Source organism: Pantoea sp. KPR_PJ, assembly GCF_041386365.1.
GTDB lineage: Bacteria > Pseudomonadota > Gammaproteobacteria > Enterobacterales > Enterobacteriaceae > Pantoea.
On record NZ_JABMIK010000002.1, the window covers coordinates 652,725 to 672,184 of the forward strand.

At 57.1% G+C, this 19,460-nt stretch carries 17 protein-coding genes; 7 read left to right on the top strand and 10 right to left on the bottom strand.

The annotated features are described in order from the left end of the window. Positions 1–8: 8 nt before the first annotated feature. Positions 9–887: a 4-hydroxy-tetrahydrodipicolinate synthase gene (gene dapA / locus HP564_RS07755; protein WP_371241747.1), complete on the bottom strand. Its 879-nt coding sequence runs from the start codon at positions 885–887 to the stop codon at positions 9–11. A gap of 143 nt (positions 888–1,030) precedes the next feature. Between dapA and HP564_RS07760 the strand changes: the two genes are divergently transcribed. Both HP564_RS07760 and bcp read left to right on the top strand, forming a co-directional pair. After that, positions 1,031–1,609, top strand: a complete 579-nt coding sequence (locus HP564_RS07760) for a glycine cleavage system transcriptional repressor (RefSeq protein WP_371241749.1) — start codon at positions 1,031–1,033, stop codon at positions 1,607–1,609. Between the two features lie 143 nt (positions 1,610–1,752). Further along, positions 1,753–2,220, top strand: a complete 468-nt coding sequence (gene bcp, locus HP564_RS07765; RefSeq protein WP_371241751.1) for a thioredoxin-dependent thiol peroxidase — start codon at positions 1,753–1,755, stop codon at positions 2,218–2,220. Between the two features lie 42 nt (positions 2,221–2,262). Here bcp and HP564_RS07770 read toward each other — a convergent pair whose 3' ends face one another. The 3 genes from HP564_RS07770 to HP564_RS07780 form a co-directional block, all read right to left on the bottom strand. Continuing rightward, entirely contained in the window at positions 2,263–3,831 is a 1,569-nt protein-coding gene (locus tag HP564_RS07770) for a diguanylate cyclase (RefSeq protein WP_371241753.1), read from the bottom strand. A gap of 260 nt (positions 3,832–4,091) precedes the next feature. Continuing rightward, positions 4,092–4,700 (bottom strand): DsrE family protein, encoded by a 609-nt coding sequence (locus HP564_RS07775; RefSeq protein ID WP_371241755.1) that lies wholly within the window; start codon positions 4,698–4,700, stop codon positions 4,092–4,094. A 32-nt stretch (positions 4,701–4,732) separates the two neighbouring features. Then, on the bottom strand, positions 4,733–5,338 hold the full coding sequence (locus tag HP564_RS07780; protein WP_371241757.1) for a DsrE family protein: 606 nt from the start codon (positions 5,336–5,338) through the stop codon (positions 4,733–4,735). Positions 5,339–6,061: 723 nt separating this feature from the next. Here HP564_RS07780 and HP564_RS07785 point away from each other — a divergent pair. Both HP564_RS07785 and arsC read left to right on the top strand, forming a co-directional pair. Continuing rightward, on the top strand, positions 6,062–7,525 hold the full coding sequence (locus HP564_RS07785) for a M48 family metalloprotease (RefSeq protein WP_371241758.1): 1,464 nt from the start codon (positions 6,062–6,064) through the stop codon (positions 7,523–7,525). Positions 7,526–7,531: 6 nt separating this feature from the next. Further along, positions 7,532–7,873 (top strand): arsenate reductase (glutaredoxin), encoded by a 342-nt coding sequence (gene arsC / locus HP564_RS07790; RefSeq protein WP_371241761.1) that lies wholly within the window; start codon positions 7,532–7,534, stop codon positions 7,871–7,873. Here the strand turns inward: arsC and hda are convergent. The 3 genes from hda to upp all read right to left on the bottom strand — a co-directional run bounded on the left by hda (position 7,870) and on the right by upp (position 10,641). Further along, positions 7,870–8,571 (bottom strand): DnaA inactivator Hda, encoded by a 702-nt coding sequence (gene hda / locus HP564_RS07795; RefSeq protein ID WP_371242021.1) that lies wholly within the window; start codon positions 8,569–8,571, stop codon positions 7,870–7,872. The two genes, arsC and hda, sit on opposite strands and share 4 nt — an antisense overlap. A gap of 91 nt (positions 8,572–8,662) precedes the next feature. After that, positions 8,663–9,946 carry a uracil permease gene (uraA, locus tag HP564_RS07800; protein ID WP_371242023.1) on the bottom strand — a complete coding sequence of 428 codons (1,284 nt, stop codon included), beginning with the start codon at positions 9,944–9,946 and terminating at the stop codon, positions 8,663–8,665. A gap of 68 nt (positions 9,947–10,014) precedes the next feature. Beyond that, a complete protein-coding gene (gene upp / locus HP564_RS07805) occupies positions 10,015–10,641 on the bottom strand; it encodes a uracil phosphoribosyltransferase (protein WP_120457591.1) in 627 nt (208 codons plus the stop codon). A gap of 238 nt (positions 10,642–10,879) precedes the next feature. On the opposite strand from upp, the gene purM reads away from it, so the two are divergent. Continuing rightward, the gene (gene purM / locus HP564_RS07810) at positions 10,880–11,920 is read left to right on the top strand and encodes a phosphoribosylformylglycinamidine cyclo-ligase (RefSeq protein WP_371241763.1); all 1,041 of its coding nucleotides are present in this window, start codon (positions 10,880–10,882) and stop codon (positions 11,918–11,920) included. Beyond that, positions 11,917–12,555: a phosphoribosylglycinamide formyltransferase gene (gene purN / locus HP564_RS07815; RefSeq protein ID WP_371241764.1), complete on the top strand. Its 639-nt coding sequence runs from the start codon at positions 11,917–11,919 to the stop codon at positions 12,553–12,555. Before purM ends, purN begins: the two co-directional genes overlap by 4 nt. 198 nt (positions 12,556–12,753) lie before the next feature. Here the strand turns inward: purN and pstB are convergent, their stop codons facing one another. Genes pstB through HP564_RS07830 form a run of 3 tightly spaced genes read right to left on the bottom strand, consistent with a single transcriptional unit; the run spans position 12,754 to position 17,246 of the window. After that, positions 12,754–13,527: a phosphate ABC transporter ATP-binding protein PstB gene (gene pstB / locus HP564_RS07820; RefSeq protein ID WP_371242025.1), complete on the bottom strand. Its 774-nt coding sequence runs from the start codon at positions 13,525–13,527 to the stop codon at positions 12,754–12,756. Between the two features lie 6 nt (positions 13,528–13,533). Next, positions 13,534–15,165 carry a phosphate ABC transporter permease PstA gene (pstA, locus tag HP564_RS07825; RefSeq protein WP_371241766.1) on the bottom strand — a complete coding sequence of 544 codons (1,632 nt, stop codon included), beginning with the start codon at positions 15,163–15,165 and terminating at the stop codon, positions 13,534–13,536. Continuing rightward, positions 15,162–17,246, bottom strand: coding sequence for an ABC transporter permease subunit (locus HP564_RS07830; protein WP_371241768.1), 2,085 nt, complete (start codon positions 17,244–17,246; stop codon positions 15,162–15,164). The genes pstA and HP564_RS07830 overlap by 4 nt, the downstream gene beginning before the upstream one ends. A 151-nt stretch (positions 17,247–17,397) precedes the next feature. On the opposite strand from HP564_RS07830, the gene ppk1 reads away from it, so the two are divergent. Next, positions 17,398–19,458, top strand: a complete 2,061-nt coding sequence (gene ppk1, locus HP564_RS07835) for a polyphosphate kinase 1 (RefSeq protein ID WP_371241769.1) — start codon at positions 17,398–17,400, stop codon at positions 19,456–19,458. The last annotated feature ends 2 nt before the right edge of the window (positions 19,459–19,460 follow it).

The following is a 19,460-nucleotide window of genomic DNA, read 5'->3' on the forward strand; positions in this document are numbered from 1 at the left end:
TCCCTAACTTATCGCAAACCCGCTTTAATCAACGCCTGCTCAACTTTTGGAATGGCCGCTGAAGTCAGCGGCGTCATTGGCAGACGCAGCGTGTCACTGGCGATTAATCCTAACTGCTTCGCTGCCCATTTGACCGGGATAGGATTGGGTTCACAGAAAAGCGTCTGATGCAGATGCATCAGACGCTGATTCAGGCGACGCGCCTCGGCGAAATTCCCCTGCTGCGCCAGGGCGCAAAGCTCTGCCATTTCACGCGCCGCAACGTTGGCCGTAACGGAAATCACGCCTTTGCCACCCAGCTGCATCAGGTCGAGTGCGCTGGCATCGTCGCCACTGACAATAATAAAGTCCTCATCGACCAGTGCTTGGATCTGGCTAACGCGCGATAAGTTCCCGGTTGCCTCTTTGATTCCGATAATATTTTTGATTTCAGCGAGGCGCGCAACGGTTTCCGGCAGCATATCGCAGCCGGTGCGTGAGGGGACGTTATATAACATTTGCGGCAGCGCCGTGCTTTCCGCAATTGCTTTAAAGTGCTGATACAGCCCTTCCTGCGTCGGACGGTTATAGTAAGGCGTGACGGTCAGGCAGCCAACTACGCCGCTGTTTTCAAAACGTCGGGTGAGAGAGATGCCTTCTGCGGTGGCGTTAGCGCCCGTTCCGGCAATCACCGGAATACGCCCGTCCGCCAGTTCCAGCGTCATCATAACCACATCGCCATGTTCTTCATGGCTCAGCGTCGCAGATTCACCGGTGGTGCCGACGGAAACGATCGCCGCGGTGCCGCTGGCGACATGATAATCAATCAGTTTTTTCAGACTCGCACGGCAGACATTACCTTTGTCATCCATTGGCGTAACGAGTGCAACAATACTTCCCGTGAACATTGGCGATCCCCTCGACAAATAAGTGCTTCATGGTACGTTTTACTTCTGCCGGAAAGCAAGCAGGCCACGCCGCTCCTGCGCTTGTCAGCAGTTTTTTTTATGTTTACCTTATAGTTATTAGCGAATGAACAGGAAATCCCACTTTGCCGCAGTCTCAGCCCCACCATTTGGTGATCACCGCACTGGGTGTTGATCGTCCGGGTATCGTCAATACTATTACCCGTCACGTCAGCAGCTGCGGATGCAATATTGAAGACAGCCGTCTCGCCATGCTCGGGGATGAGTTCACCTTTATTATGCTGCTCTCTGGCAGCTGGAACGCTATCACGCTGATTGAATCCACCCTGCCGCTCAAAGGCGCAGAGCTGGAGCTGCTGATCGTGATGAAGCGTACCCGTGCCAGAACACGTCCGCCGATGCCCGCGACGGTCTGGGTTCAGGTCGAAGTACCCGATTCGCCCCACCTTATTGAGCGTTTCACCGATCTGTTCGACAAACACGCAATGAATATTGCCGAACTGGGATCGCGCATCAAACCGGATCAGGCAGATCAAACGCCAACGCTCTATATTCAAATAACGGCGCACAGCCCGGCAGGCGTGGGCGACTCCTCCTTTGAAAAAGCGTTTTATGCCCTGTGCCGCGAGCTGAACGCCGAAGGCACGCTGCGTTTTTACAGTCTCGCCGATGACGACGCGGCGACACTCCCTGCTTCACGCTAAGCTGTAACTGAGCCGGGGCTATTCCTCCACATTACTGAGATCGGGTTATGTGGCGCAATATCCCCTGATGGTAAGAGAACGCCGGGCTTCACCTGTCGGCACTCGTCTTACCCACAGCATAAAGAAAAAAATGGAGAGTAGTGATGAATCCACTGAAAGCCGGTGATACCGCACCGAAATTTAGCTTGCCCGACCAGGATGGCGAACAGGTAAATTTAACCGACTTCCAGGGACAGCGCGTTTTGGTCTATTTCTATCCAAAAGCGATGACGCCGGGATGCACCGTTCAGGCCTGCGGTCTGCGCGATAATATGGATGAAATGAAAAAAGCGGGCGTGGAAGTGCTGGGCATCAGCACCGATAAACCGGAAAAACTGTCACGCTTCGCCGAAAAAGAGCTGCTTAACTTCACGCTGCTATCGGACGAAGATCATCAGGTTTGCGCGGCGTTTGGCGTCTGGGGCGAAAAAACCTTTATGGGTAAAACCTACGACGGCATCCACCGTATTAGCTTCCTGGTGGGACCCGATGGCACCATTGAAAAAGTGTTTGATGACTTCAAAACCTCTAACCACCACGATATCGTGATGGACTACCTGAAGTCCGCCTGATGTTTGCCCGGATGCAGCTTTGCGCCGCATCCGGCTTTCCTGTTACGACGGCCTTCCCGCCACCACCACGCAGTTACGTCCGGCATGTTTAGCCTGATAAAGTGCGTCATCGGCCTGTTTCAGGCTCTGTTCCAGCGGCTGCGTTCTGCCTGGCCAGACGGCAACGCCAGCGGAAATGGTAATGGTTCCCACATCAGCTATCCAGGCGTCAGCGATGCTGGCGCGTACCCGCTCGGCAATGCGGCGAGCCTCTTCAATGTCCGTCAGCGGCAGCAGCATCAGAAACTCTTCACCGCCGTTGCGGCATACGACATCGCTCTGGCGTGCGCAGGCGCTGAGTGCCTGCGCCACCTGCCTGATAACGCGATCGCCTACATCGTGCCCCCAGCTGTCATTGACCCGTTTGAAATGGTCAATATCCAGCGCCAGCACGGCAAACGGCTGGCGCATCGTCTGATAAAAATCGAGTACCGCCCTCAGGCCGCGCCGGTTGAGCAGTTGCGTTAACGGATCGGTCTGCACTTCGGATTTAAGGCGGCCAATCTTATCCTGCACCACGCCAATGCCGGTCAGTAGCGCGCGCTTGACCTGTGCCGCCTCAAAATACCAGGCATGCACGGCACCCAGTTCGCTGGAGACACCTGGCGCATCCATCTGGCGCGCCTTGCGCGCCAGCTGCCAGAGCGGCAGCGCAATCAGTCGCGCCAGGATCACTGCCACCAGCAGCGTCAGCAGCGCAAAAGGCACCGAATGTTTCAGCACCTGCAACAGCAGCCCGGAAAGCGGCTCCAGCGTCACGGCGGTCGGTTTCAGCGCCACCACCGTCCAGCCGGTGGTAGGCACCACGGCATAGCCAGCCAGACGCGGCGGCTCGTCTGCCACCTGAAGCTGCAGCGATCCGCTGGTCTTCTCCTCTTGCCCGTTAAGTAGCGCAGGCAGGGTTTTACCAATCAGCTGGGCGTTCTGGTGGTAAAGCACCTGGCTGGCGCTGTCCAGCACATAGACGCTGGTGCCGTCACGGTAGTACTGCTCGCCGAGCAGCGTATTGAGAATACTTTTCTTTTTCAGATAGATAGTGCCGCCCACGTAGCCAAGATAGCGACCGTCACGGCTCCAGACAGGCCAGGAGACAAAGATGATCAGGTTATTCGCTGCTGAGATGGTGGGCTTGCTGATAACCGGCTGCCGCACGCTCAGCGCTTCACGCGATGCATCGCTGGTCAGATGCATGCCCTGCAACATCAGTGACTCCGGAGAAATTGCCTTCACCACACCGTTTACGTCAACCACTGCTACTGAGTTAAAGCTGCTGGTCTGCTCGCGCAGACGATCGACCTCCCGGCGCAGCAGCGCCGGGTTATCAAAATCGTCGCCAAGCAGCCTGGCGCTGTAGTGCAACTGCGACTGGGCAAGCTGAAAAAAGATTTCGGTGGTCGACGCGAGCTTGGTGGCATAGGCGCGATTTGCCTCCAGCGTGCTGTCGATCAGCGCCATACGCTGCACGCGCCAGGTGGCATACAGCGAATTGGTCAGCGTTACAACAATGCTGACAATGGCAAGAAGTGCGATAAGTGTGCGCAGATCGGTTCTTGGAAGCAGGCGCATTAGCATTGCACGCCCGCTGGAAAAGATAAGTCCATACTGGATTGCCTGAGAGATTTGTTATTTTTAGAAGCGTTGTGCCCTGGTGAGGCAAGATATAAGTGTACACCTTGCCACCGCCGTGAGCACCTCTCCTACCACAGGCAATTGCAGAAATAGAGGGTTTGAAGCGAGTACGAGCCAGTCAGGTCATGTGGATTATCGGACAGAATCCGCAGCGTAACAGAAAAGAAAAGCACAGCGGCACAGGGCCGCTGTGGACTGGCAGTCTATAGCATCAGGAAGGCGTAGCCTTCATTCTGCAACGTCGCCACGGTGGTGCCGCTGGAGAGGGTATGGGTCACACGCTGATCGATCCAGTCACGCTGGAGGTTATGGAAGGCCACCGACTGGTCGCAGATCGATACCTTGACGCCCGCTTTTTTCAGTTCGTCAATCAGCTTGAGATTAGGATTATCCACGCCGTAGGTTTTATGGAACTGCTCATTATTCAGGGCCGCAGGCACCGCATCGCTGTTAATCGATACCACAAATTTCAGCTGATCGAGCGGCACACCTGCGGCGTAGTAAAGGTTGGTGACGCGAGCAACACGCTCCAGCCCAAGGTTCGGCTGGCGAATATCCCCTTCGCTGCGGTTAATCTGGAACACCACCTTGTTGCTCAGGCCTGGTACGGTACCCGGTTTAAAGGCGGGCGTATCGACATAATGAATTTTGCCAAAGCCTTCTATAGCGGGCGTGCTCCAGAAATCCGCTGGCTGCGTCGGGTTACTGGCAAATTTGCCCGTCACTTTTTCATATAATTCCGGCAGCTGTAAGACATTACCACCCACAAACCCGGCTATCGCCGCCACCACAATATAGGCCGCTGGACGCATTATTTTCTCCTGCTTGTTATCTTTAAAAGGGATTACATTTGTAGCCATGCATAACCCTGGTTTTGCAGGGTCGAGACCGTGGTTGGGCTGGAAAGCGCATGAACAACGGATTTATCGATCCAGTCGTTGGGATAGTGGTGGAAGGCTACCGACTGATCGCAGACGGAGACCTTTACGCCCAGCTTATCCAGCTCGCCAATGAGTTTGAGATTGGGATTATCTACGCCGTAAAACTGTTTAAAATGGGCGTTATCCAGCATGGCGGGCGTGGCGTCGCCCGTGACTGAAACGACGAACTTCAGCGCGTCAGCTGGAACGCCGGAGGCGACATAGAGATTGACCACGCGCGCGACGCGCTCCAGGCCAAGATTAACGTCGGTCATTGCCCCATCGCTGCGGGTAATCTGAAAGACAATCTTATTGCTCAGGCCCGCAACCGGTTTAAAAGCGGCATCTGTTTCGTAATGAATTTTTCCGTAGCCGTCGACGGCAGGTGTGCTCCAGAATCCATCGGGATCGCTGGGTTTAGCCGCAAAGTGGTTAACCACTTTTTGATAGAGCGCGCCGCTCTGAGTAACGCCCGCGCCTACCGCACCGCCAATAATGGCAATGAGCGCGTAAGATACAGCTGAACGCATAGATTTTCTCCAGACAACAGCGAGTTGCTGATTCCGATCCTGAATTGGGTGAGCTATCTATACCACAGCCCCGACACGGCAAAAGCCCTGCCGTCTGGCGGTCAACGTTGCGTTACTTTCAAATGAAATTGTTAGCCTTGCTAATCAATAAGCCCTGTCGATGGAGCCGGAAAAAGAGGTCAGAATTGGGTGGATCGGGATAAAAAGCGCGCACCGGGCGGGTCGCGCTGTTTTTTTGTGCTGTATGGACCATTTATTCCTGCTTGTTCTTAATTTGCGAATGAATGACCATAAAAGTTATTAATTTTCGTTTTCTCTCCGCTGCCCTTGCTCTCGCACTTTTTTCAGAGAAAGCCTGGAAAAAAACATGCCACATTCAGTTTTTTTGAGTAAATTTACATATCTTTAATCATAAACGCTGTGGGTGCGGGCATATTGTAAAGCCCCGGGCGGTCCCTTACCCGATGGCTCGCAGTCGTAAACGCCGGTAATATGACGATTGCAGGTCCTGATCATTTAATACGCCTTTTGCATAAGGGTGCCCTCACTCTGCGGCACATGTTCAATTTTTTGCTACAAAAATCCCCTTTTCGCCTTCGTTAATGCCAGAGCTGCCCGTTTCTTTCTTTTTTGGCTCTGGTTAAGATAGGCGCAACGCGTCTGTTGCCCTGACAGTGCACAATGACCTTTCCCGGCCTCAGGGCTTTTCTACAGGATCCAGGCATGTTGAACCGGTTAAAGAAAACGCTACTCGCCGCGCTGCTTCCCACGCTGATTGTCATGCCACAGCTGCCCGCCCGGGCAGACATCAGCGACTCGCTGCCCGACATGGGCACGACGGCAGGCTCAACGCTCTCTATTGGCCAGGAGATGCAGATGGGCGACTTTTATGTGCGCCAGCTGCGGGCCAGCGCACCGCTGATTAACGATCCTCTGCTCAACCAGTACATTAACCAGCTTGGTCAGCGGCTGGTCGCCCATGCTGATTCGGTAAAGACCCCTTTTCACTTTTTCCTGATCCAGAACGACGAACTCAATGCCTTTGCCTTCTTTGGCGGCAACGTGGTGCTGCACGCCTCGCTGTTCCGGTTTAGCGAGAATGAAAGCCAGCTTGCCTCAGTGATGGCGCATGAAATTTCCCACGTTACCCAGCGCCATCTGGCGCGGGCGATGGAAGATCAGAAGCGCAACGCGCCGCTGACCTGGGTTGGTGCACTGGGGTCGATTTTGCTGGCGATGGCTAACCCGCAGGCCGGCATGGCGGCGCTGACCGGCACGCTCGCGGGTACGCAGCAGGGCATTATCAGTTTTACTCAGGGCAACGAGCAGGAAGCGGATCGCATCGGCATCCAGGTGTTGCAGCGTGCCGGATTCAATCCCCAGGCGATGCCCGATTTTTTGCAGAAGCTGGCCGATCAGAGCCGTTTCTCCTCTAAGCCGCCAGAAATTTTACTGACGCACCCGCTGCCGGACAGCCGACTCTCGGATGCGCGCAACCGTGCTAACCAGATGCGTCCGGTGGTGGTGCAGTCTTCGCAGGACTACTACATGGCTAAAGTGCGCGCACTTGGCATGTACGCGACTGGCCGTAATCAGCTTACGGATGCGCTGCTGGATGAATATAGCCGTGGCAACAGCCGGGAGCAGCAGGCTGCGCAGTATGGCAAAGCGATACAGTTTCTCCAGGCGAAAAGTTTTGCCAGTGCGAAAAAGCTGATTGATCCCCTGCTGGCGAAACAGCCTGACAATATCTGGTATCTCGATATCATGACCGACATCGACATCGGCCTGAATCAGCCACAGCAGGCGATCGCCCGGCTGAACAGTGCAGGTGCGGCGAAAAACAGTCCGGTGGTGCAGCTCAACCTGGCAAACGCCTACGTCGAGGCGAAGCAGCCCGCCAGCGCCAGCCGTATACTCAACCGCTACACCTGGTCGCATCCAGACGACACCAACGGCTGGGATCTGCTGGCGCAGGCGTCAGCCCAGCAGGGACTGAATGACGAGGAGATGTCAGCACGCGCCGAGACGCTGGCGCTCAACGGCCAGATCGATCAGGCCATTACCACGCTGAGCAGCGCCAGCGCACAGGTGCCGGTCGGCAGCCTGAAGCAGGCGCGTTACGATGCGCGTATCGATCAGCTGCGCCAGCTGCAAAAGCGATTTAAACAGTATCAAAAGGGATAATCACTGATGGTCACCATTTATCACAATCCGCGCTGTAGCAAGAGCCGTGAAACTCTGAGTCTGCTGGAGAAGCACGGCATCGCACCGGATATTGTGCGCTATCTCGACACTCCGCCAACGCGTGAAACGCTGCAAATCCTGCTGCAAAAACTCAACATGAGCAGTGTGCGCCAGCTCATGCGCATCAAAGAGGATCTCTACCGCGAGCTGCAGCTGGAGCAGGCCAGCGAAAGTGAGCTGCTCGACGCGCTGGCAGCGCATCCAAAACTGCTGGAACGTCCGATCGTCATTAACGGTGCGCAGGCGCGTCTTGGCCGTCCGCCGGAAGCGGTGCTGGAGATCCTTTAAAGACCGAGCGTCTCTTTGACAAAAGGAATGGTGAGTTTGCGCTGGGCGCTAATGGAGGCGCGATCGAGGCGATCCAGCGTCTCAAACAGCGTGCGCATTTCGCGATCGAGGCGTTTCAGCAGGAACCGACCGACATCTTCCGGCAGTTCAAAACCCCGCATCCCGGCGCGCAGCTGTAAGGCCTGAAGTTTATCTTCATCGCTCAGCGGTTGCAGGCGGTAGATCTGGCCCCAGTCAAGGCGCGAGGCGAGATCCGGCAGATTAAGATTGAGCTGACGCGGTGGACGATCGCCGGTAATCAGCAGCCGGGTTTTACCGGTTTCCAGAATGCGGTTATAAAGATTGAAGATGGCCATCTCCCATGCCTCTTCCCCGGCGATGCACTCGATATTGTCGATGCAGACCAGCGCCAGATGCTCCATACCGTCCAGCACGTCAGGTACAAACCAGGTACGCTTATCCAGCGGCACATAGCCGACCGCCTCGCCGCGCGCCGACATCTCCGCGCAGGCGGCATGCAACAGATGACTGCGTCCACCGCCCTCTCGCGACCAGAAATAGAGATAGCTGCCGTGCTGCTGGCTGAGCGCCCCTTTAAGAGCGGCAATAAGCGACGGGTTTTCCCCCGGCCAGAAGCTGGCGAAGGTTTCGTCATCCGGTAAGTAAAGTGGCAGTGACAGTTGTGCCGGCGTGTTCAGAAGCACCTCAAAAGGAACAGGCAAAAAACGGGGCAAGTCTACCACAGTTTTCGCCAGGAAAGCATAACGGGCATCCCTGCCCGGACCGGTCTCAGTGACCGCCCTTTTCGTCGGCATCCAGTACCACTTCTTCCGGACGCAGCAGCGTGATCACGCGGAAAATCAACGCCAGCAGCACGCCAACCAGCGTCGCCAGCGCCATGCCTTTCAGCTCCGCCGCACCAATATGCACCTTCGCCCCGCTTACGCCGATGATCAGGATCACCGAGGTAAGGATCAGGTTTTGTGCCTTGCTGTAATCGACTCTGGATTCAATCAGCACGCGGATACCGGAGGCGCCGATCACGCCGTAAAGCAGCAGCGACACGCCGCCCATCACCGGCACCGGGATCGCCTGGATGGCGGCCGCCAGTTTGCCCACGCACGACAGCAGGATAGCAATAATGGCCGCCCCGCCGATGACCCAGGTGCTGTAGACGCGGGTGATCGCCATGACGCCGATGTTTTCGCCATAGGTGGTATTCGGCGTCGAGCCAAAAAAGCCAGAGATGACCGTTGAGAGGCCATTAGCGAACATAGAGCGATGCAGGCCGGGATCGCGGATCAGATCTTTTTTCACAATGTTGGCCGTGACGACCAGATGTCCGACGTGCTCGGCAATGACCACCAGCGCGGCGGGAAGAATCGTCAGCATTGCCGCCCATTCAAAGCGCGGCGTGTAAAAGGTAGGCAGCGCAAACCAGGGCGCGTTATAGACAGGCGTCCAGTCAACAATGCCCATCGCGAAGGAGAGCGCATAGCCCACAATCACTCCGACCAGAATCGGGATAATGGCAAGAAAGCCGCGAAACAGCACCGAACCAAATACCGTCACGGCGAGCGTTACCAGAGAGATAGTAATGGTGGTGCTGTCAGGACGGGTGCCTTCCGCAGGCAGCAGGCCAGCCATATTGGCCGCCACGCCCGCCAGCTCCAGGCCGATGACCGCAACAATCGCGCCCATGGCCGCCGGTGGAAACATCACATCTATCCAGCCGGTGCCCGCTTTTTTAACAATCAGCGCCACGATGCAGAACAGCACGCCGCACAGAATAAAACCGCCGAGCGCCAGCTCGTAACCGAGCGGCAGCAGCAGCAGCACTGGCGAAATAAAGGCGAAGCTGGAACCAAGATAAGCAGGAATTTTGCCTTTACAGATAAAGAGATAAAGCAGTGTGCCGACGCCGTTGAACAGCAGCACCGTCGCCGGGTTAATGTGAAACAGAATGGGTACCAGCACCGTTGCGCCGAACATGGCGAAGAGATGCTGCAGGCTGAGCGGTATCGTTTGCAGTAGCGGTGGGCGTTCGCTAACGCCAATGGCGCGACGAGTCATCATTTATCCCCTTTAAAGGTTATCTTTTTTTGCCAAAAAAAAGCCGACTCTCTGGTCGGCTGCTTCAGTTACTTGGTTCCGAAAATCTTGTCGCCGGCGTCGCCCAGCCCGGGAATGATATAACCTTTTTCATTCAGTCCATGATCGACGGACGCAGTGTAGAGCTCAACGTCAGGATGCGCCTTCTCCAGCGCAGCGATGCCTTCCGGCGCGGCAACCAGAACCAGCACTTTAATGCTGGTGCAGCCCGCTTTTTTCAGCAGATCAATGGTGGCGATCATTGAGCCGCCGGTTGCCAGCATCGGGTCAACCACCAGCGCAAGACGCTCTTCAATGTTGGAAACCAGCTTCTGGAAATAGGGCACCGGCTCCAGCGTCTCTTCGTCACGATACACCCCGACAACGCTGATACGCGCGCTTGGCACATGCTCCAGCACCCCTTCCATCATCCCCAGACCCGCGCGCAGAATGGGCACGACGGTGATTTTTTTACCTTTAATCTGATCGATTTCCACCGGGCCGTTCCAGCCCTCGATGGTAACGCGCTCGGTTTCCAGATCGGCGGTGGCTTCATAGGTCAGCAGGCTGCCAACCTCAGACGCCAGCTCGCGGAAGCGCTTCGTACTGATATCATGCTCACGCATCAGGCCCAGTTTATGTTTGACCAGCGGGTGTTTGACTTCCACGATCTTCATTGGTGTTCTCCCGGAATGAGTTGAGCTAAAAAAAATCGCGGGATTATACCGCCTTTTCGCAAGCGCGCCATATGTCGTTGCGCAAAGAGGGAAAGTTTTGATCCGTTATTCAAGGATTGATGAAAATCGCCCCGTACGCAATTCTACCTGGCAATGGGGCTCGCAAACGTTTGCCTGCGCTGTTAGAATTGCCGCGCTTTTTGTTAACCACCAACCGCAATCGCGTGGGGATTCCGCAGTGACCGACAAGACCTCTCTCAGCTACAAAGACGCCGGTGTTGATATTGATGCTGGTAATGCTCTGGTTGACCGTATCAAAGGCGTAGTGAAAAAGACTCGCCGCCCGGAAGTTATGGGTGGACTGGGTGGTTTCGGTGCGCTTTGCGCACTGCCGCAGAAATATCGCGAACCGGTACTGGTCTCCGGCACCGACGGCGTCGGCACCAAGCTGCGTCTGGCGATGGATCTGAAGCGCCATGACGCTATCGGCATCGACCTGGTCGCCATGTGCGTGAACGATCTGGTGGTTCAGGGCGCGGAGCCGCTGTTTTTCCTCGACTATTATGCGACCGGCAAACTGGATGTAGAGACCGCCTCCTCTGTCATTACCGGCATCGCCGAAGGCTGTCTGCAGTCAGGCTGTGCGCTGGTCGGCGGTGAAACGGCTGAAATGCCCGGCATGTACCACGGCGAAGACTATGACGTAGCCGGTTTCTGCGTCGGCGTGGTCGAGAAGTCCGAGATCATTGACGGCACTAAGGTGCAGGACGGCGACGTGCTGATCGCGCTGGGTTCCAGCGGCCCGCACTCCAACGGCTATTCACTGGTGCGTAAGATTCTGGAAGTCAGCCAGACCGATCCGCTGACCAAACAGCTGGACGGCAAGCCGCTTGCGGATCACCTGCTGGAGCCGACGCGCATTTATGTGAAAAATATCCTGAGCCTGATCGAGCAGGTAGACGTGCATGCCATTGCTCACCTGACCGGTGGCGGCTTCTGGGAGAACATCCCGCGCGTGCTGCCGGATAACACGCAGGCGATCATTGATGAGAAAAGCTGGGAATGGCCCGCCGTGTTCAGCTGGATGCAGCAGGCCGGTAACGTCAGCCGTCACGAAATGTACCGCACCTTTAACTGCGGCGTCGGTATGGTGATTGCGCTGAGCGCTGCCGAAGCCGATAAAGCAGTGGCGCTGATGCAGGCTGCGGGTGAAAAAGCCTGGAAGATCGGTGTAATCAAGGCATCTGATGCCGAAGAGCGCGTGGTCATTAACGCATGAAAAAGCTGGTTGTGCTGATCTCCGGCAACGGAAGCAATCTTCAGTCCATCCTCGACGCCTGCGCAAGCGGGCGGATTAACGGCAGCGTAGCTGCCGTTTTCAGTAATAAATCGTCAGCTTTTGGTCTGACGCGCGCGCGTGAAGCGGGTGTGCCAGCCTATGCGCTCGCGGCCAGCGATTTCCCCGATCGCGATGCTTTCGATCGCCAGCTGATGCAGGAGATTGACGCCTGTGCGCCCGACCTGGTGGTGCTGGCCGGCTATATGCGCATCCTGAGCAGCGCCTTTGTTGCGCACTATCACGATCGCCTGCTGAATATCCATCCTTCTCTGCTGCCGAAATATCCTGGTCTGCACACCCATCGTCAGGCGCTGGCAAACGGCGACGCCGAACATGGTACTTCCGTGCACTTTGTCACCGACGAGCTGGACGGTGGCCCGGTGATATTACAGGCGCGCGTGCCGGTCTTCTCCGGCGACGACGAAGCGGAAATCACCGCACGCGTGCAGCATCAGGAGCATGCGATCTATCCGCTGGTGATTAGCTGGTTTGTGGACGGTCGTCTGGCGATGCGTGAGGGTAAAGCCTGGCTGGATAATCAGCCGCTGCCGCCGCAGGGTTATGCGGATGACTAGCGAAGGCCAGGTCCAGGCTACCTGAGACTCACGGCGTTAACAGTCCCCTCAACCGCCGTGCAAACCTTTTGCCTGCGTAAGAACGCGTTTTGGCCCGCACCCTGTGCACCTTATCACTGAGATGGAGAGGGCCGGGCTGAACGTGCTGAGTTAGCTTAAGCGAGGTGCGGATACGCTCTGCGACATACGCCTTCGCCGCTAGCCATAGCGCCCGGTAATATAATCCTCAGTGCGGCGACTGCGCGGCGAGGTAAAAATCCGGTCCGTTTCGTCAAACTCTACCACCGTGCCCTGATGCATAAACGCCGTATAATCCGACACGCGCGACGCCTGCTGCATATTGTGCGTCACCAGCACCAGCGTAAAGTGCTGCTTCAGCGTGGTCATCAGCTCCTCAATAACCAGCGTAGAGATGGGGTCCAGCGCCGAGGTCGGCTCGTCCAGCAGCAGCACCTCAGGCTCAATAGCGATAGCGCGGGCGATAACCAGCCGCTGCTGCTGGCCGCTGGAGAGCATCAGCGCATTTTGCCCCAGCTGATCTTTTACCTCACTCCACAGCGCCGCCGCACGCAGCGCGCGTTCGCACGCCTCGTTCAGTACGCGCCTGTCGCGCACGCCCTGCAATCGCAGGCCATATACCACATTTTCATAGATGGATTTGGGAAAGGGGTTGGGACGCTGAAACACCATGCCAACGCGCCGGCGCAACGCTGACAGATCCTGTGACGCCTGCATAATGGCGTGGCTGCCCAGCCATATTTCACCTTCGATGCGGCAGTTGTCCACGACGTCATTCATACGATTAAAGCAGCGCAGCAGCGTCGACTTGCCGCAGCCGGATGGGCCAATCAACGCGGTAATGTGCTTTTCTGGGATCTGGAGCGAAATGTCATGCAACGCCTGACGCTCGCCATACCATAACGAAAGGTGGTTTAGCGTCAGCGCCGCTGCGGGATCAGGCATCATAGTCATCATCTTTTATTGGGTCATCAGGCGGTAGCGTTCGCGTAACCGGTGGCGCAGGGCCATGGCCAGCAGGTTCAGCGACAGGATAATCATTACCAGCAGCAGCGCCGTGGCATAGACCAGCGGACGATCGGCTTCAACGTTGGGGCTCTGAAAGGCGAGATCGTAAATCTGAAAGCCGAGATGCATAAACTTGCGATCGAGATGCAGCCAGGGAAAAACCGCGTCGACCGGCAGTTCCGGCACCATCTTAACGACGCCTACCAGCATCAGCGGCGCGGTTTCACCCGCAGCACGCGCCACCGCCAGGATCAGACCGGTCAGCATCGCAGGCCGCGCCATCGGCAGAACCACATGCCAGAGCGTCTCCGCCTGGGTTGCCCCAAGCGCCAGCGAGCCCTGCCGCAGCGAATCAGGAATGCGCGACAGCCCCTCTTCAGTCGCCACAATCACCACCGGCAGCGTCAGCAGGGCCAGCGTAAGCGCAGCCCACAGCAGCCCCGGCGTGCCGAAGGTCGGATTAGGCAGCGCGCGGGAGAAAAAGAGCTGATCGATCGTCCCCCCCACCAGCCAGACAAAAAAGCCCAGCCCGAACACGCCATAAACAATCGACGGCACCCCCGCCAGATTCACCACTGCAATACGCACCAGCCGCGTCAGGGCGTTGCGACCTGCATACTCATGCAGCCAGATCGCCGCAATCACGCCAAACGGCATAACCACCAGCGACATCAGCAGCACCATCAGTACGGTGCCGAAAATCGCAGGAAATGCGCCGCTGTCGCTTTCCGCCGGGGAGTCGCTGACAAAATGCCAGATTTGACGCAGCGTATGGCCCAGCTTCTGCGGCGTGCTCATGGTATTGGGATACCAGGCCTCTACAATTTGCGCGAGAGGGATAGCGTGCTGGCGATTTTGTGCGTCGCTCAGCATCAGCACATCTCGCTGGCTTGCACGCTGCAGGTCGGCCAGCTGGCTGCTGAGCTGCGCGAATCGACGCTGTAGCGCCGCCTGGTTAGCCTCAAATTCCGACAGCGCCTGGGTGTCAAACTGCTGCTGCTGGCGCAGCCGATCGGCACGCGCGTCCAGCGCCGCCAGCTGATCGTTAAGCCGCGCGAGGTCAACCCGGCGAAGATGATTGATTTTTTGCAGCAGCACCTGCACCTGCTTCATCCGCTGGTGCAGCAGCGCGTTGGGATCGCGTGCCGTCAGCGGCTCGTTATCTTCCCGCAGCCCGGTAAACCAGCCGTAGGCATTGCCGCCGCTGCGCCGCTGTAACACCAGTACCGCCTCAGGCTGGCTCGCTTTCATCGCCTCGCGGGTGTAAAGCACCCGAAAATCGGGCGCATCCCAGTCGCGGTTGCCGGTTTTAATCAGGTAGCGGTGAACCTGAGTAGCCGGCTGTGACCCGCTCTCTGCTGCTGGCGCGGGAAAATGCGGCTGATGTTCCAGGGTTTCGCCCAGCAGCGTGGTCATTTGCCCGTCAGGCTGCGTGAGCGTGTAGAGATCGACGCGCTGCGGCCAGAAGGCACGCATCCCCTGCCACGCCAGCAGCGCAATCAGCAAGGTAAAGGCCAGCAGGCAAACCGCCACCGCCCCTGCGGTCAGCCAGCGCCAGCGATCGTTTTGTCGCATGGCCGTCATGCCTGTCCCTCGTGCTGGCTATAGCGCTGGCGCAGTCGCTGTCGAATCAGCTCCGCCAGCGTGTTGATAATCAGGGTGAACACCAGTAGCAGCAGCGCGCTGAGAAACAAAATGCGGTAGTGTGCGCTGCCCGCCGCGGCTTCCGGCATTTCAATCGCGATATTGGCGGAGAGCGCACGAAGCCCGGAAAAGAGGCCACCGTCACTCTGTGGCGTATTGCCGGTTGCCATCAGGACAATCATGGTCTCCCCCACCGCCCGGCCAAAGCCAATCATCAGCGAGGCAAAGATCCCCGCCGATGCGCCCGGCAACACAACCCGGGTCAGGGTCTGCCACGGCGTCGCCCCCAGCGCCAGCGAGCCCTGCCCCAGCGAGGCCGGCACGCTAAACAGCGCATCTTCTGACAGGGTAAAAATCAGCGGGACCAGCGCAAAGCCCATCGCCAGCCCGGCGACCAGCAGGTTGCGCTGTTCATAGTGCGGCAGCCATTCCGCCGCGTCGCGCATCAGCCATACCGGAATGAGCAGCGTGGCCAGCGTAACGATAAGCAACAGAGGTATCAGCAGCATCACTTCACGCCCCGGCTGTCGCCAGCGTGGCGGTAAATGGTGGCTCAGCGCGCCGCAGATCAGCAGCGTGGCCGCCAGCGTCAGGGGCAGCAGCAAGACGCCCGGCAGCGCCTGACTGATATGCGGAGCCAGCCACAGGCCCGCAATCAGGCCAATCACCACGCTGGGCAGCGCCCCCATCATTTCTATTGCGGGTTTTACCCAGCGGCGCAGGCCAGGCGACATAAACCAGGCGGTGTACATGGCTGCGGCCAGCGCCAGCGGCGTGGCAAACAGCAGTGAGAGCGCCGCCGCCTTGAGCGTGCCCGTCACCATCGGCATAAAGCTGAACTTCGCCTGATAGCTGTCTGCGGCGTTGGTGGACTGCCAGACCCAGCCAGGTGCAGGATAGTTTTCATACCAGATCTTTTGCCAGAAGCTGCGCCAGCTGACGTCCGGCCAGGGGTTGCTGATGCGCAGCAGCTGCCAGTTGCCCGCGCGCTCCAGCAGCAGCGCATCGCCGCGCGGTGAAAAGGTTGCCAGCTCGATACCGGGTGCAAGCTGGCGTTGCAGGATGGGGCCAGGCTGCTTGCTGGCGAAGAGCTTCAGCGTGCCGTCAGCCTCCAGCGTGGCAAAAACGCGGCGCTGCGTTTCCGTGATGATGGCTGCGGTGGGGCTGCTTTGGTGAAAGGTGCGGATTTGGTGCAGGCGAGGCCCTTGCGCGCCAGCGATTGAGAACCACTGTGTGATGCCACGCCCATCCTGGATCAGCAAGCTCTGGCCGCCCGCCAGCAGGTGCAAAGTGCGCGGCGGCTGCGCCAGCTCCACGGTTTCGCGCAGCGTCGCCCGTTCGTCATTGAGCTGCCAGACGCGCAGCCTGTTGCCTTCACTGGTGTAGAGCAGATCGCCCTGCGGTGACAGCAGCAGACGATCTGCCTGCTTCTGCGGCAGGTGAATAAGATGTGGAGCTTGTTGAGCTGCCAGCGTCATGACGCTTACGCCGGCCGCATTCAGCGCGGCAACGCGCCACCTGTTTTCGCCCGACGCCGCCAGCGCCATGATTTTTACCGCGCCGCCAGGCAGCGGCAGCGGCGCTTCACCCAGCGGATAACGCCATGCCCCCTCAACAGGCTGAAGCAGCGTCAGCGCGCCCTGCACGTTCAGCAGCAGCGTGCGGCGATCGGCGCTGCTGACGACCTGCTGCGGGGCCGGACGCAGTATCCACGCAGGCTCAGCAGGCTGCCCATCAAGTGGGATCATGCGCGCCGCGCCGTCACGTCCGATACGCCACCCCTGTTCACCCTGAATCCCTACGGCCAGTGCCGGTTCGCGATCCCACAGCTGCTGCGTGGCCTGCGCATGAAGTGCCGGTCCAGCAAACAGCGGCAGTACCACCCAAATCAACCAGAAAAAGAGCAGCAGCATCAGCAGTAAGATAGCGATACCACAGCACGTCACCAGACGCCGCGTATAGCGGTCGATCGCGCGGCGACGGCGGTCGCTGAAGTTAACAGGTATATGGTTTAGACTCATGCGGCTCTGAATGGGATCGGCAATTAGCCGCTATGTTGCCCGTAGCTGGTTGATAAGACAACTATAGACGTTGGACAAGGTTGCCATACTCTCGCCATAATGATGTCGGACACTGGTTCTTGAAGTCCTGCAAACGCGATATGGAGTCAGAATGGGTCAGGAAAAGCTATATATAGAAAAAGAATTAAGCTGGTTATCCTTTAACGAACGCGTTTTGCAAGAAGCGGCAGACAAAACCAACCCGCTAATTGAACGCATGCGTTTTCTGGGGATCTACTCCAACAATCTTGACGAGTTTTATAAAGTTCGCTTTGCCGATCTCAAGCGGCGCATCCTGATCGGTGAAGAACAGGGTTCACCGGGCCAGCCGCGCCACCTGCTGAAAAAAATCCAGCAGCGCGTGATGAAATCGGAACAGGAGTTTGACGGTCTTTATAATGAGCTGCTGCTGGAGCTGGCGCGTAACCAAATCTTCCTCATTAACGAGCGCCAGCTTTCATCTAACCAGCAGGTCTGGCTACGCCACTATTTCAAGCACGAACTGCGTCAGCACATTACGCCGATTCTGATTAACCATGACACCGATCTCACCGAATTTCTCAAGGATGACTACACCTATCTGGCGGTAGAGATCATTCGCGGCGATGATATCCGCTACGCCCTGCTGGAGATCCCCTCCGACAAAGTGCCGCGTTTCATTAATCTGCCCGCCGAATCGCCGCGCCGCCGCAAACCTATGATCCTGCTTGATAACATTCTGCGCTACTGCCTGGATGATATCTTTAAAGGCTTCTTTGATTATGACGCGCTGAACGCCTACTCCATGAAGATGACCCGCGATGCGGAGTACGATCTGGTTACCGAGATGGAGTCGAGCCTGCTGGAGCTGATGTCCTCCAGCCTGAAGCAGCGTCTGACCGCCGAACCGGTGCGCTTTGTTTATCAGCGCGATATGCCTGATGCGATGGTAGAGCTGCTGCGCAACAAGCTGACCATCTCTAACTACGACTCGATTATTCCCGGTGGCCGCTACCATAACTTCAAAGACTTTATCGGTTTTCCGGACGTGGGCAAAAGCAATCTGGTAAACCGGCCGCTGCCGCAGATCCGCCATATCGGCTTCGACGGTTTCCGCAACGGTTTCGATGCCATCCGCGACCGCGATATTTTGCTCTATTATCCCTACCACACCTTTGAGCATGTGCTGGAGCTGCTGCGCCAGGCGTCGTTCGATCCCAGCGTGCTGGCGATCAAAATCAACATCTATCGCGTGGCAAAACATTCACGCATTATGGATGCAATGATGCATGCCGCCTATAACGGCAAGAAAGTTACCGTGGTTGTGGAGTTGCAGGCGCGCTTTGATGAAGAGGCCAACATTCTGTGGGCCAAACGGCTGACCGAAGCGGGCGTGCACGTGATCTTCTCTGCACCAGGGCTAAAAATTCACGCCAAGCTGTTCCTGATTTCGCGCCGCGAGGGCGAAGAAGTGGTGCGCTATGCCCACATCGGCACCGGCAACTTCAATGAGAAGACGGCGCGCCTCTATACCGACTACTCGCTGCTGACCGCTGACGCCCGCATAACTAATGAAGTGCGTCGGGTATTTAATTTTATTGAAAACCCCTACCGTCCGGTGAGCTTCGAGCACCTGATGGTCTCGCCGCAGAATTCGCGTCAGATGCTTTACCAGCTGATTGATGCCGAAATCGCCAATGCGCAGCAGGGCAATCCCTGTGGCATTACGCTGAAAATTAACAACCTGGTAGACAATGGTCTGGTCGATCGCCTTTACGCCGCCTCGGGCGCGGGCGTGAAGGTCAATCTGCTGGTGCGTGGCATGTGCTCCCTGATCCCTGACCTGCCCGGGATCAGTGAAAATATTCGCGTGATCAGCATCGTTGACCGCTATCTTGAGCACGATCGCGTCTATATTTTCGAAAATGGTGGCGACAAAAAAGTCTTCCTTTCCTCTGCTGACTGGATGACGCGTAACATCGATCACCGCATTGAAGTGGCGGTATCTATCCTCGATCCCCGCGTTAAACAACGTATTCTGGACATTATCGCTATTCTGTTTAGTGATACGGTGAAAGCGCGTATCGTTGATAAAGAGTTGGGGAACCGCTATGTTCCGCGCGGCAATCGTCGTAAGGTCCGCTCTCAACTGGCGATTTATGATTACATCAAGAAACTGGAACAGCCTGAATAATC

Excerpts from the sequence above, each read along its gene's own strand:
- bcp (WP_371241751.1), top strand. The coding sequence starts at position 1,753 with ATGAATCCACTGAAAGCCGGTGATACCGCACCGAAATTTAGCTTGCCC.
- upp (WP_120457591.1), bottom strand. The coding sequence starts at position 10,641 with ATGAAGATCGTGGAAGTCAAACACCCGCTGGTCAAACATAAACTGGGC.
- HP564_RS07830 (WP_371241768.1), bottom strand. The coding sequence starts at position 17,246 with ATGAGTCTAAACCATATACCTGTTAACTTCAGCGACCGCCGTCGCCGC.
- HP564_RS07785 (WP_371241758.1), top strand. The coding sequence starts at position 6,062 with ATGTTGAACCGGTTAAAGAAAACGCTACTCGCCGCGCTGCTTCCCACG.
- ppk1 (WP_371241769.1), top strand. The coding sequence starts at position 17,398 with ATGGGTCAGGAAAAGCTATATATAGAAAAAGAATTAAGCTGGTTATCC.
- uraA (WP_371242023.1), bottom strand. The coding sequence starts at position 9,946 with ATGACTCGTCGCGCCATTGGCGTTAGCGAACGCCCACCGCTACTGCAA.
- pstB (WP_371242025.1), bottom strand. The coding sequence starts at position 13,527 with ATGACTATGATGCCTGATCCCGCAGCGGCGCTGACGCTAAACCACCTT.
- HP564_RS07780 (WP_371241757.1), bottom strand. The coding sequence starts at position 5,338 with ATGCGTTCAGCTGTATCTTACGCGCTCATTGCCATTATTGGCGGTGCG.
- purN (WP_371241764.1), top strand. The coding sequence starts at position 11,917 with ATGAAAAAGCTGGTTGTGCTGATCTCCGGCAACGGAAGCAATCTTCAG.
- dapA (WP_371241747.1), bottom strand. The coding sequence starts at position 887 with ATGTTCACGGGAAGTATTGTTGCACTCGTTACGCCAATGGATGACAAA.
- arsC (WP_371241761.1), top strand. The coding sequence starts at position 7,532 with ATGGTCACCATTTATCACAATCCGCGCTGTAGCAAGAGCCGTGAAACT.
- pstA (WP_371241766.1), bottom strand. The coding sequence starts at position 15,165 with ATGACGGCCATGCGACAAAACGATCGCTGGCGCTGGCTGACCGCAGGG.
- HP564_RS07770 (WP_371241753.1), bottom strand. The coding sequence starts at position 3,831 with ATGCTAATGCGCCTGCTTCCAAGAACCGATCTGCGCACACTTATCGCA.
- HP564_RS07775 (WP_371241755.1), bottom strand. The coding sequence starts at position 4,700 with ATGCGTCCAGCGGCCTATATTGTGGTGGCGGCGATAGCCGGGTTTGTG.